Origin of the sequence: Cecembia lonarensis LW9, from assembly GCF_000298295.1 — a bacterium.
Taxonomy (GTDB): Bacteria; Bacteroidota; Bacteroidia; order Cytophagales; family Cyclobacteriaceae; genus Cecembia; species Cecembia lonarensis.
The window spans coordinates 1-13,296 of record NZ_AMGM01000008.1; the positions used below are offsets into that span (position 1 = coordinate 1).

A 13,296-nucleotide genomic window follows, 5' to 3' on the forward strand; every position below is an offset into this window, starting at 1 on the left:
GAAAAAGATCAGTATCCACCCATATCCTTAGGTTTTTTTCCATACTGAGGCGAAATGTCACTTCTTTTCCTTGTGCATACTGTTCAAGCAAATTCAAACAATCATCAATGACCTGACCGGCATGTGTAGGCCTGAGCTGTACTTTAAACCCTTCCATTTGTGCTCTCGACCATGTAAGGATATTATCGAGTGTGACATATAGCCCATCTACATTTCTTTTAAGCTTGGGGGATAATTCCAAAAACTCCTCCTTACTTATATTTTGGTCATTTATCAAACCCAGGACACCCTGTAATTGAGCGACAGGAGTTTTTAGATCATGGGCTAAAATAGAAAAAAGCCGATTTTTTAATTTATTGGACCTGTCTAAATTGTTGGATTGTTTTTCAAGTTCCCATTTTTGCTGCTCTACTTTCATTTGATTATTCAAAAGTTCCACATTGATGGCCTTGGCTTTTTTATGCAAGGACCATAACCAAACAAAAAGTATGGCAAGGAATAAGGTTCCAATTGTAAAAAGAATATTGTAGGTTTTAAAACTTTTAATTTGAAGATCCTGATAATCATTTTCTGCCCTTAGGTAACGGATTTCCGCATCACTTTTTTCAACTTCAAACATGGCAGAGATCAGGGCAAGCCTATCCTTATTGACCCTATCTTCAAGAATATCACTCAAGCGGTTATAAGACATCTGATTGAAATAGGCCATATCTAATTTTTCCACTTGTTCATAAGCAATGGCCAGGTACTTATAGCATTGAATCAATTCATCCTGAAAGTTTTTTTCCAAGGCAATGTCTTTGCCCTTTTCCAATAACTCAATAGCTTTGGTCACTTCGGATTTATTTAAAAATGCATGTCCCAAACGATGAAGGATTGATGCTTCAAAAGATTCCAAACGTTGATGACTCGCAGTTTGTAAAGCAAAATTATACGTGGCTATGGCTTCATCATTCAAGTTTCTGGCCAATTGTATATCACCTAATACCCTATAAATAAAACTGTTATAAAAATTGGTATTGAATTCATTATTGATCATGAGCGACTGATAGGCATACTGATATGCTGAGTCAAGCTGCGTCGTGGCCAAAAAGTTAAGTGCTGTATTATTTAGACTTCTTACCATGACAAAAGGATCATCCAACTGGACACCAATTCCATATGCTTCTTTAAACTTTTTAATGGCTTCAGGGTAATTTTTTTGCTTATAATAAATGACCCCGAGATTATTTAAGCTCATGGCCACTCCCCTTTTATCTCTGATTTTATAGCTGATTGTGTAGGCATCTCTGGAAAACCTAAATGCTTTGTCCCATACACCGGTTCTATAATAGATCCAACCCAGGTTTTCCTTGGCATTAGCTAAAATCAAGGAGTCATTTAAAGCTTTACCCAATTTTTCGGCCTCATTTGCATATTCAAATGCCTGGGACAAATTTTTCTCTCTGACCAAAAAAGAAAGCCTATTAAGGACCTGTCCCCTTTCTTTCCCATCCAATTCTTGTAAAATCAAACTTCAGCTCCTCAAATGGATCAATATTTTGGGCTTTTAAATCCCAATAAAAACCAAAAAAGTGTTATTAAAAAGAAATTATATTTCATCCCCTAAAAATCTGTTAATTAAAAATCATTCCCTTCTAAAAGCAATGGGTGCTGGATCAGGAAGCGGATAATTCAAGACAAAACCATCTGTACCGATACTTCCCAAGACCCTCAAGCCCGCCACATGAGGTGCAGCCATTGAAGTACCAGTGGAATTAGCATACCTTCCATTTAACCAAGTAGACCTGATGTTTACACCTGGTGCAGCAAATTTCACAGGATGTCCAAAATGGGAAAATGGTGCAAAAACATCACCGTTTTGAAAGGCCGATACGGTAATGGTAAAAGTACCTTCTACCCTTGCCGGACTGAAAGCGGAAGCTGGCAACCTACTGTTGCCTGCCGCTATGACCATCCAAACCCTTCTTTTATTGGAAACATTCAAGACTGCATCATCCAATACCCTACTTTCATCAAAACCACCAAAGCTCAAATTGGCCACGTCACCGGGAATTCCTCTTACACCTACATATTCAATACCTGCCACTAAACCAGAATAGGTATATGCCGCTCTAGGACCTGTAAATATTTTAACCGGCACAACAGGTACACCTGCAGCTACGCCGACTACCCCAAAACCATTGTCTAAAGCTCCAACGGTACCTGCTACATGGGTACCATGTCCATGCTCATCCTGAACATTCCAATTGGGTCTTTTCCCTCCATAAGCATCAAAGCCTTTCCTGACATCCACATTTAGGTCTGGATGATTTATATCAATCCCGGTATCCAAAATGAATACACTGTGCCTGCCCCTAAAAGGAAAAGCCCCACCTACTCTTTGTACTCCCCATGGAATAACCTGTGTACTTTCTTTTTCTTCCTCCGCTACGGGCCTACCTCTTTGGATTTCAAAAGGCCCAAGCTCTCCTTTTCTGTCTTGCTCCAAATAATTTACTTTTGGATCAGCCATAATAGCAGGTAAGGTCTCAGGTTTGATCCGGGCTGAGAAACCAGTGAGCGCTGTAGTGAAAATATGCTCTAAACCTTCAGGGTCAATCCTGTGCTTTCTGAAAAAAGCATCCACTTCTTTTCTCATCATAGCTTGAGAGTTTTCATAATAATCCCAATCAACCCTGAATGATAGCTGATCTTCGTGAAAAACTACGATATATTGATCTTCAATGGGCTCAGATTTAAAATTGGGAAAAGTTGAAAAATTCTCTTCCTCAAGATTTTGAATCTCCTGAATGGGGTCAGGTGAGCAGGAATACAATAAAACGCTGAACAAAAGTACATAAATGCTTTTATCAATGAGTAGAATTAAAAACCTGTTAATCATATACTTACAAAATGAATAGTGAAACCTAAATCTATGTAAAAACACAAAATAATGGAAAAATTTCCCGAAATATTTCTCTTATGAAATAAAAAAAGGCTGACAAAAATCTTGAACAGCCTTTCTTTTTTTATGATTTTTTGTCAGAGTTCATCCCAGTTCCAATCCTCATTGATCTGATTGATGGCATGATGCGCAGTAAGATCATATTGACAGGGAACAATAGAGATATAATTATTGGCAATGGCCCATTCATCGTTATCCTCGCCTTTATCAAAGTTGACAAAATTGCCTGCCATCCAAAAGTATTTTCTTCCATTAGGGTCAAATCGTTCAGAGAACTCTTCTTGCCACTTGGCATGAGCTTGCCTGCAGACCTTTACACCTTTGATGGGTTCATTTCTTTTTGGGGGAAAATTCACATTCAATGCAACACCTTTGGAAAGCCCGTTGTCCAAAACCTGTTTCGCTATCTTATACACATATTCTTCAGTATGGCTAAAATCTGCCTTAGAAGAATAATCGCATAGGCTGAAACCAATAGAAGGATAACCTTCAAGTGCACCTTCAATCGCCGCTGACATTGTACCGGAATACAAAACAGAAATGGAAGTATTACTCCCATGGTTGATACCTGATACGATAAGGTCTGGCTTTCTGTCTTTGAGTACATAATGCTTGGCCAATTTGACGCAATCAGCAGGTGTTCCGCTGGATTTAAAAGCCTGAACATCCTGAAAGATATCCTCTTCATACAACCGAAGGGTTTCACCAATGGTAATGGCATGGCCCATTCCGGACTGGGGACTATCGGGCGCAAGTACCACTACTTCACCCAATTGTTTCATAATATTTACTAAAACCCTGATGCCTTTTGAAGTGATTCCGTCATCATTAGAAACCAAAATCAATGGTTTTTTTGACATAAAAATTACTTAATTTGGTTATAATATGCAGTTATTCTGAGCAAATCTCCTCTTTTATCATGAGACAACCTATTTTTTCTCATAAAGAGTTGGACTTCATCTGCCCTATCATCAAAAATATCTAATAATTCCCTCTTTTTGAGTGAATATCTTTGAAGTCTGCCATCTTTAATGAAATAATAATTGAAGGATAATTTGTAGGCTCCCCCTATAGGAGGGCCCCACAAAGGATTCATAGCCATAGGTGCCATCCCCATGCCCATGCCCCTATTGTCTATGACGATTTGTTCCCTGCACAGCAGCACGATATCATTGCCCTCCGTAAGAATTTCAAAAAAAGTAGGCGTTTCGTAATCCCCTGTAGAGGCATATGGTAAGGTATAAAAGGTTCTAATGCCTCCATATACTTCATCAAATATTTCAAATTGCCTTACATTAGAAGCACCAAAGGTCTTTATACCTGTGTCCTGAAGCTGTACCACATTATTCTCTAGGTCATATTTGACCATACCCTGGATAACCTGCCCATCCTCAGTAACAATTTGACCCTTATGCCATACCTGTGAAGGAAACTGGTTTCCCTGCGCATGAACCAAAAATATGGTCATGAGAAACATGATGACAGTATAGAAGGATATTTTAATCATAAGTATATTTACTTGTCTACTCATGATAACGATTTATTTTTACAATTGGTTGATTTGATGCATAAAATCTTGTAGAAAATCCTCGAATTAATGAACCCTGAGAAGTTATTTTTTCAAAATATTATGTCCCATCTTATCCCTTTTGGTAGTCAGATACTTTTCATTATGTGGGTTTGGGCTAATTTCAATAGGTATTTGTTCCACGATTTCCAAACCATAACCGATCAAACCTACCCTTTTGGTAGGGTTATTGGAAATTAACCTGAGCTTACTGATACCCAAGTCTCGCAAAATTTGAGCGCCAACCCCATAATCTCGCCTGTCCATCGGGAGACCAAGTGCTAGATTAGCCTGAACGGTATCCATACCCTGCTCTTGTAATTTATAAGCCTTCAATTTATTAACCAGACCTATTCCCCGCCCTTCCTGATTCATGTAAAGTACAACACCTTTTCCTTCTTTCTCCACCATTTGCATTGCCGCATGCAATTGTGGACCACAGTCACACCTGCAAGAACCAAAAATATCTCCGGTCACACAGGAAGAGTGGACTCTGACCATAACAGGTTCTCCTTGCTCCCAAGAACCTTTGATTAATGCCAAATGCAAGTCATCAGTATTGGTTTGCCTAAAAGCAATTAGTTCAAAATCCCCCCATGTTGTAGGCATTTCAACACCTATTTCTCTTTTGATCAGGGATTCATTCTTTAACCTGTATGCGATTAAATCTTTGATGGAAACCAACTTAAGTTGAAAACGCTCGGCAACTTTTACCAAATCGGAAAGTCTCGCCATCGTCCCATCCTCATTCATAATTTCTACCAAAACCCCTGCAGGCGAAAAACCTGCCAGTCTGGCAAAATCAATCGCTGCCTCCGTATGCCCGGCCCTTCTAAGCACTCCACCTCTTTTGGCTTTAAGCGGAAAAATATGACCTGGTTTTCCCAGTTCATCAGGGTGAATGCTATCGTCCACCAGGGCCTTAATTGTTTTGGATCTGTCACTAGCTGAAATTCCTGTGGTACATCCATGGCCTATGAGGTCAATGGATACAGTAAATGGCGTCTCATATGCAGCAGTATTTTGCCCGACCATTAATTCTAAGCCCAATTGCTCACAACGATCCTCAATCAAAGGCGCACAAATCAATCCCCTACCATGCGTGGCCATAAAATTAATGATTTCAGGTGTGACCTTTTCTGCGGCACAGACAAAATCTCCCTCATTCTCCCTGTCTTCATCATCTACAACAATAATAACTTCACCTTTTTTTATGGCTTCTATGGCATCCTCAATAGGATCGAGCTTGATATCTTCTGACATTTTATTTTAATACTTGGGTTTAGTCGATGTAAAATTACATCCTTTATTGAGTTAAACATCGAAAAACAAATGAAAGTTTGGTTAAAAGCTGATCACAATTCCCAATTGCTTATCTATTTCAACCTGGTATTTTTTCAGTTCCATGTAAACAGATATTCTCTCTGTAATGACTTCTTCTTGGGCTTTTTCCGTTTCAGCCTCTTTTATTTTGGCTTTGGCTTCGTCCAGCATGTTTTTGATTACCTTTTTCTTTAAATGCAAAATGCTGTCATATACAGTTTTGGCAAGATCATCTGCTTCATGATGCGTAAAAATCTGGAACCGACTTTCCCACAAAGTTGACAATTCATATTTTTTAGTAATAAGGTGTATGACCTCCTTTTTGACCTCCTGATCATTATGTTGTAAAAAGTATTCAGGCTGAGGAAGTACCCCCTGCAACAAGGCTTCTTTATAAAGTGTCAATATTTTAGCGTACACCGGTGTTTTGAATTCAAGCTCCTCAGTTTCCTGCAAAAGGTATTGACAGACATGCAGCTCTTCAGATACCATCTCAAATCCATAATTCACCAATAACCTGAGCATTTCCCTTTCTTGTAACTCAATCAACCTGTAAAGTGCAGTGGGGACTTCTTTGGTTGGCAGTAAGTCTTCAACAAAATCTGTCGTGGGCGAATTTTGGGTTTTGAAAAATTGGTCTTTTTGAGACTTAAGGTAAATTTTATTCAGTTCTGCCTGAATAATCTGCTCATCAATCTCAAGAAGGCCTGCTGATTGCCGGACATAAACCGTTCTGATGACTGGGTCCGGGATTTTTGAAATGCTTTGAACCACCTGCTTGATCAAATCAGCCTGTTTGATAGGATCATTACCTGCATCATCAGCGTGCAAACCGATCATAAAGGAAATAAAGTCCTGGGCATTATCTGCCAAGTAGGAAGAAAAAGCAGCAGATCCTACTTTTCTGGCAAAGCTGTCCGGATCTTCTCCTTCGGGGAAAACCACAGCCTTTACGTTCAAACCGCCTTCCAAAATCATATCAATACCACGCAATGAAGCTCGGATACCTGCAGCATCCCCGTCATATAGTACAGTAATATTGTCCGTAAACCTTTTGATCAGTTTGATTTGATTCTCCGTCAAAGATGTGCCAGAAGAAGCCACAACATTCTCAATTCCCGCAAGGTGAAGGGAGATGACATCTGTATATCCTTCCACCAAATAACAGTTATCTTTTTCCCTGATGGATTTTTTAGCTTGAAAAATACCGTAGAGTATGTCACTTTTATGATAGACTTCTGTTTCAGGAGAATTGATGTACTTTGGCTGTTTTTTATCCTGGGTCAATATTCTGGCGCCGAAGCCAATAGATTTACCCCCTAAATTGTGGATGGTAAAAGTTACCCTACCTCTAAATCGGTCATAGAACCTGGAAGCATCTCCTTCTTTCTGGAGAATCAGCCCTGCCTTAAGCAATAAATCAGTAGAATGTCCCCCTTTTTGAGCCGCCTGAAGTAGGTAATCCCAACCATTCATCGCATAGCCCAGGTCAAATTTTTCAATGATTTCAGGAGTAAAACCCCTTTCTTTAAAATAACTTAAACCTATCGCCTTTCCTTCCTCAGTTAGCAGGTTTTTAACAAAAAACTCCTTGGCAAAATTGAGCACGATATAGAGACTTTCACGCTCATTATAAGCCTGAACTTCCTCAGGCGTGGCCTGTTTTTCTTCTTCAATTTCAATTCCATACTTACCTGCCAACTGACGGATAGCTTCATTGAAGCCTATCCCTTCAATGTCCATTACAAATTGTATGGGGTCTCCTGCCTTACCACAACCAAAGCATTTATATATCTGCTTGGTAGGTGATACAGAAAAAGAGGGGGATTTCTCATTATGAAAAGGACAACAGGCCCAAAGGTTTTGGCCTTTTTTCTTAAGCGGTACATAGTCGCCTACGACATCTTCAATATCTACTCTGTCTTTTACCTTATCTGTAGTCGCTCTGCTGATTGCCATTTTTATTCCCTTAGACTTCAAAGATAAAAGTATTCCGACAAAATTCAGCCGTATTTGACTTCGAAACTATTTACAAGGATTGGGGGTTTGTACAGATATAAAGGAGTATTCTTTCCTTTTGCCTTTTAATTTAGCGCATTTATAAACTAATTTGCAGCCCGTATAAATAGAAAAAATGTCGATCAATAAAGAAGCCGTTTTAAAAGCACTTTCCACCGTCGAAGACCCTGATTTAAAAAAAGACCTGGTAACACTTGGAATGATTCAGGATCTCCATATCGATGGAAAGCAAATAAAATTTAAGGTTGTACTGACCACACCTGCGTGCCCATTAAAGGAAGTGATTAAAAACAATTGTATTGAAGCTTTGGAATCAGCTTTCGGAGAGGATATAGCTTTGGATATTTTTATGACTTCAAACGTAACCACTGCAAGGGACAACGCACCTTTATTACCCAAAGTCAAAAACATCATTGCCATTGCCTCTGGTAAGGGTGGTGTTGGAAAATCCACCACTTCCAGTAATCTTGCTGTGGCTCTGGCCAACACTGGCACGAAGGTTGGTTTAATTGATGCGGATATCTCCGGACCTTCCATTCCAACCATGTTTAACGTAGAAGCCGAGCAGCCCGGTGTGAAACAGATTGACGGTAAAAATGTTATTATACCTATTGAACAGTATGGCGTGAAGTTGATGTCGATAGGTTTCCTCACCCCTGCAGATTCAGCTGTGGTTTGGAGAGGTCCAATGGCCAGTTCAGCACTCAAGCAGTTTATTGGAGACGTGGAATGGGGAGAATTGGACTATTTGTTAATTGACCTGCCTCCGGGCACTTCAGACATCCACTTGACTATGGTCCAAACTATTCCGGTTACCGGTGCAGTGATTGTAACAACACCTCAAAAAGTGGCATTAGCAGACGCTACCAAAGGTTTGAGTATGTTTAAACAACCGCAAATAAATGTACCTGTTTTAGGTGTTGTGGAAAATATGGCTTATTTTACCCCCGAAGAATTGCCTGATAACAAATATTATTTATTTGGCAAAGAGGGTGGGCAAAAATTGGCTGAAAAATTTGGAGTTCCCTTTTTGGGGGAAATTCCCATTGTGCAAACAATCCGCGAAAGTGGTGATATCGGTTACCCGGCAGTTATGAGGGAGGGCGTATCTCAGGAAGCATTTTCCTTGGTAGCTGAAAATGTGGCCAGGCAGGTAGCCATCAGGAATGCTGCCCAGGCCAAAACAGAAGTAGTTCAGGTGAAAATTTGATAATCGAATAGCATGAATTTAACATTAGTAGAAAAGGTAGAAAAGGCGCTGAATAGTATCAGACCTTATTTAGAGGCAGATGGGGGAAATGTGAAAATTGTTGAAATCACAGATGATATGATTTTGAGATTGGAACTCACAGGCACCTGCAGTTCATGCCCCATGTCCAGTATGACATTAAAAGCGGGAGTAGAAGAAGCCATAAAACGAGATATTCCTGAAATAGTGAAGGTTGAGGCCATAAATGTCGCTGTCGCATAATTTATTACACATGAAAATAATTGCTTCTCAGATAAGGATAGGTTTAATTCTATCCTTTTTCTTGTTATTAATTTCTCCAAGCAGTTTTTCACAGCAGTTTTTTGGACAGAGTTTTCAGCATATTCATGATGAAAAATGTGCCGCTACCCATATGGAGAAGCTACAAGAGGAGCAGTTGGGTATTTATGGCAGTAAAGAATTTTTTGAGTCCTGGATGAATGGGCAAATCAAAGAAAGAAAGTCAAGGCCACAGACTAGAACCACAGAAGATGTTAAATTTATCCCTGTTGTGGTGCATATCATTCATAATGGAACACCTATCGGTGAGGGTGCCAACATCTCTTTAGCACAAATTGAATCCCAAATACGTACTTTAAATGAGGATTTCCGAAGACAAAATCCAGATGCAAGTCAAACCCCTGAGGAATTTTTAGGTGTAGCAGCTGATTCAAGAGTAGAATTTGTCCTGGCCAAACAAGACCCTAGGGGTTTACCTACCGATGGGATTAACAGGGTACAAGGACCAAAAACTACCTATAGTCCAAACGATGCTGGTCTTATTGGCCAATTGGCCCAGTGGCCACCTGAAGATTATCTTAATATTTGGGTAGTTCCATTGGTCAACCCATTTATTGGCTACGCTACTTTTCCTGTGTCCAATCTCCCTGGTTTAAATTTTCCTGCTGCAGCAAGGGAAACAGATGGCGTAACAGTGGACTATCGCTACTTCGGACAAGGAGGATCTGCGGTCGGAGGATCAAGAGGTCGAACACTTACCCATGAAATTGGACATTTTTTTGGACTACGGCATATATGGGGAGATGGCAACTGCAATGCAGACGATTTTGTAGACGACACTCCTAACCAGGATGGCCCCAATAACATTTGCAGACCCACTCCCCGAGTGACATGTGGTACAAGGGACATGGTGGAAAATTATATGGATTATACCACGGACGTCTGCATGAATATTTTCACACAGGGTCAGGTGGATAGAATGGATGTGGTATTGGCGAATAGTCCGAGGCGTGCCAGCTTGGTCAATGGAAGAGCAACCATTGAACCTATTTTGCAAGACAATGATTTGGGCGTTGAGCGCCTTTTGAACCCACAAAATTTTATATGTGAACTAAATATCGTGCCAGAGGTATTAATATTCAACTCTGGAAGTAACCGCATCACTTCTGCCAGGATTGAAATCCGTAACAATACCAATTTACTGCAAAGCCTTAACATTAGCTTGGACCTGGAAACTGGTGATAATACCATTGTTACTTTTAACCCGGTAACACTCAACAATAATTCCAATAATTTTGAAGTCAATATTGTAGAGGTTAATGGGACTACAGACCCTAACCCCTCCAACAATAGCGTTACGTCCACTCCTGTATTACAACCTGAACTTTCTCTCCCTTATAGTCTGCGCATTGAAGACATAGGAAATACCTGGGTGATTGATAATCCTGATAATGATATCACTTGGGAAACAATTCCACTGACAATCGGTGGCAGTACACAAGAGGTTATACGAGTTCAAAATTATGAATATGATGCCATCGGAGAATTGGATTTCTTAGTTTCTCCACAGATCAACCTGAATCAGTTTCCTAACGCACAACTTACTTTTCTCATGGCGCATGCGCCGTATAATGCACAGGGTTTTGGGGATGATCTGATCATTGCCATTTCAGCTGATTGTGGGAATACCTTTGAAATCATTGATGCCCCATATAGCAAGGACAGGGTATTCCTTCAGACTTCAGAACCCACACTTAATGAATTTGTACCACGAAATGAAAGTCAGTTCAGAAGAGAAATTGTCAATTTGGCTCCTTTTGCCGATTTGGGCAACGTGAGAATTGCTTTTATCAACAGAAATGGATTCGGTAATAACATTTACATCAAAGATATTGAAGTCCTTGAAGAAGAATTCTTTAAGTATGATGTGCAATTAACCCAACTGGTCAGTCCCACTCCAATATCTACTGGAAATCACGAAGTAGAGTCAATTTTGCTTAAAAACACAGGGAACTTACCGATTTCTGGTTTTGTTTTCCGAAGGACCACCAGTTTTACGCCTAGACAATCGTTTTTGGCTAGAGGTACAGTCGTTCCACCGGGTGATTCAACACTGATCAATCTACCCATTTCCACCCGCGAAGGTGTTAATCAGCTGATATACAGACTAGAATTTCCGAATTTTGATCAGAATCCTCGAAACCCAATAGTGCTGGATAGACATGTGGTCATTCACCAAGAAAATATCAGGTCCCCTTGGCGCCAAAACTTCAATAATGCCGTAAATCTTGATCCTTGGGTAGCCATTAATCCTGAAAATAACCTAAGGGGTTGGGCGCTTTCACCGCTTCAGGTTGGCTCTTCCGCCAGTAATGTAGTCCGAATAGATCCTGTTGCCGGCATGAATACATTTTGGCTTGGTTCTCCCACATTTGACCTTACGCGAAGTAGTCAGGCTGCCCTATTTTTCGATAGAGCGGCAGGAAGCGTGAGTCCAACGACCAAGTTATTGGTTTATGCCAGTGACGATGGGGGGACAAATTATCGTGAAGTCTTTAATAAATCAGGGAATGACCTTGTAACCGTCAGTTCAGGTGACCCCAACCCAAATAGTTCAGGGGATTTCACCAGAGAATATGTCAATTTGAGCGATTTTGCCGGTTCAAATAAAAGTATGGTTCGTGTTGCCATAGTGCTAGAGGGACAGGAAGATACAAACAGTACCATTTTCCTGAACAATATAGAATTGTTCCTTTCCGCCAACCCAGAGCCTGTTGATCCTGGATTAGGCAGTACCATCATTTATCCAAACCCAGCCAACGAACTGTTCAATATCGTCTTCAATTTACCAAGATTTGAGACAGTCAAAATTCAGATTGTATCTGCTACAGGCACTTTGGTACATGATGTGGATTACCCGAATACCTTGAACCAGACCTATACTTTCAGCTCAAGGAATTTCTCAAAAGGTCTTTTCATCGTCCAAATTACCAGCCAATCGATAACAGAAACACGTAAACTGATCATCTATTAACAGGCTTTTGAACCGGAGCATTTCATGGTGTTTCCGGTTTTTGTTCTTTTTCTTAAAAATTTGGCTTATTCTTTGAAGACCCCAGATAGATATTAACGTTTGAAAAAATTAATTATACCTTTATACGTTTGAACTGTAACTTACCTCAAATTTCATGAGAGATTTAAAAACCTCCACCAAAAAAATTGTCACCCATTTGACTATTGTATTTGGTATACTATTGGTTTTCGCTTTCCTTTTTCTTAAAGTATTCCTCCCCTCCTATACCAATCACGGGCAAACGGTGAGTGTTCCTGATCTGGAAGGATTTGAATTTAACCGATTAGAATCCTACCTGAGTGAAAGAGATTTGCAGATAGAAGTAGCTTTGGATAGCGGCTACAACGCTGATCTTCCACCATTAACCGTATTAAAACAAAATCCAAGGGCAGGAAGCAAGGTCAAACAGGGCAGAAAAGTATATGTTACCTTGAATTCGAAAAATGCCCCAATGATCAAAATGCCCAATTTGGTCAATGCACCACTTAAAAACGCACAGGAAATTTTGAATAACATGGGACTTATCCGTGGTGAATTCATTTACATTCCAGATATAACTTTCAATGTGGTCCTTGAACAACGCTACAGAGGCAGGAATATCCCTGAAGGATTTGAAATTCCTAAAGGTTCTCAGATTGACCTTGTCATTGGTGATGGTCTGGGGAATCAAATATTGGATGTACCTAATTTGATCGGAATGGATGAAATTGACGCAGAATTTCTTATTTTAGGATCAGGTTTAAGGTTGGGGAGGATCAATTATGTGGAAACGGATACTGTTCCTTCTGGGATTATCATTAGGCAGATACCACCACCGGGTGCAGAAATGAAAACCGGAGAGCCAGTAGATGTTTGGATTTCTGATGTGAAAAGATAAT

General features: G+C 40.0%; 10 protein-coding genes. 4 read left to right on the top strand and 6 right to left on the bottom strand.

Annotated features, from left to right (window positions below; all coding sequences use genetic code 11):
* The 6 genes from B879_RS04100 to dnaG all read right to left on the bottom strand — a co-directional run.
* Positions 1-1,513: tetratricopeptide repeat-containing sensor histidine kinase (locus tag B879_RS04100; RefSeq protein ID WP_051012659.1), on the bottom strand; the 1,513-nt coding region annotated here is incomplete at its 3' end.
* Between the two features lie 114 nt (positions 1,514-1,627).
* Positions 1,628-2,884 carry a S8 family serine peptidase gene (locus B879_RS04105; protein ID WP_009183879.1) on the bottom strand — a complete coding sequence of 419 codons (1,257 nt, stop codon included), beginning with the start codon at positions 2,882-2,884 and terminating at the stop codon, positions 1,628-1,630.
* 140 nt (positions 2,885-3,024) lie between these two features.
* Positions 3,025-3,807 carry a 5'/3'-nucleotidase SurE gene (gene surE / locus B879_RS04110; RefSeq protein ID WP_009183880.1) on the bottom strand — a complete coding sequence of 261 codons (783 nt, stop codon included), beginning with the start codon at positions 3,805-3,807 and terminating at the stop codon, positions 3,025-3,027.
* Between the two features lie 5 nt (positions 3,808-3,812).
* Positions 3,813-4,478, bottom strand: a complete 666-nt coding sequence (locus B879_RS04115) for a hypothetical protein (RefSeq protein ID WP_009183881.1) — start codon at positions 4,476-4,478, stop codon at positions 3,813-3,815.
* Between the two features lie 81 nt (positions 4,479-4,559).
* Entirely contained in the window at positions 4,560-5,777 is a 1,218-nt protein-coding gene (locus B879_RS04120) for a bifunctional 3,4-dihydroxy-2-butanone-4-phosphate synthase/GTP cyclohydrolase II (protein WP_009183882.1), read from the bottom strand.
* An 81-nt stretch (positions 5,778-5,858) separates the two neighbouring features.
* Entirely contained in the window at positions 5,859-7,796 is a 1,938-nt protein-coding gene (gene dnaG, locus B879_RS04125) for a DNA primase (protein WP_009183883.1), read from the bottom strand.
* Positions 7,797-7,971: 175 nt separating this feature from the next.
* On the opposite strand from dnaG, the gene B879_RS04130 reads away from it, so the two are divergent.
* From B879_RS04130 to B879_RS04145, 4 genes are all read left to right on the top strand, one after another.
* Positions 7,972-9,066, top strand: a complete 1,095-nt coding sequence (locus tag B879_RS04130; RefSeq protein ID WP_009183884.1) for an Mrp/NBP35 family ATP-binding protein — start codon at positions 7,972-7,974, stop codon at positions 9,064-9,066.
* A gap of 12 nt (positions 9,067-9,078) precedes the next feature.
* Positions 9,079-9,327 (top strand): NifU family protein, encoded by a 249-nt coding sequence (locus B879_RS04135; protein WP_009183885.1) that lies wholly within the window; start codon positions 9,079-9,081, stop codon positions 9,325-9,327.
* A gap of 10 nt (positions 9,328-9,337) precedes the next feature.
* Entirely contained in the window at positions 9,338-12,379 is a 3,042-nt protein-coding gene (locus B879_RS04140; protein ID WP_009183886.1) for a M43 family zinc metalloprotease, read from the top strand.
* Between the two features lie 154 nt (positions 12,380-12,533).
* On the top strand, positions 12,534-13,295 hold the full coding sequence (locus B879_RS04145) for a PASTA domain-containing protein (RefSeq protein ID WP_009183887.1): 762 nt from the start codon (positions 12,534-12,536) through the stop codon (positions 13,293-13,295).
* Position 13,296 lies beyond the last annotated feature (1 nt).

Bases quoted from the DNA above. Each gene is read 5' to 3' on its own strand.
- B879_RS04105 (WP_009183879.1), bottom strand. From the start codon at position 2,884: ATGATTAACAGGTTTTTAATTCTACTCATTGATAAAAGCATTTATGTA.
- surE (WP_009183880.1), bottom strand. From the start codon at position 3,807: ATGTCAAAAAAACCATTGATTTTGGTTTCTAATGATGACGGAATCACT.
- B879_RS04115 (WP_009183881.1), bottom strand. From the start codon at position 4,478: ATGAGTAGACAAGTAAATATACTTATGATTAAAATATCCTTCTATACT.
- B879_RS04120 (WP_009183882.1), bottom strand. From the start codon at position 5,777: ATGTCAGAAGATATCAAGCTCGATCCTATTGAGGATGCCATAGAAGCC.
- dnaG (WP_009183883.1), bottom strand. From the start codon at position 7,796: ATGGCAATCAGCAGAGCGACTACAGATAAGGTAAAAGACAGAGTAGAT.
- B879_RS04130 (WP_009183884.1), top strand. From the start codon at position 7,972: ATGTCGATCAATAAAGAAGCCGTTTTAAAAGCACTTTCCACCGTCGAA.
- B879_RS04135 (WP_009183885.1), top strand. From the start codon at position 9,079: ATGAATTTAACATTAGTAGAAAAGGTAGAAAAGGCGCTGAATAGTATC.
- B879_RS04140 (WP_009183886.1), top strand. From the start codon at position 9,338: ATGAAAATAATTGCTTCTCAGATAAGGATAGGTTTAATTCTATCCTTT.
- B879_RS04145 (WP_009183887.1), top strand. From the start codon at position 12,534: ATGAGAGATTTAAAAACCTCCACCAAAAAAATTGTCACCCATTTGACT.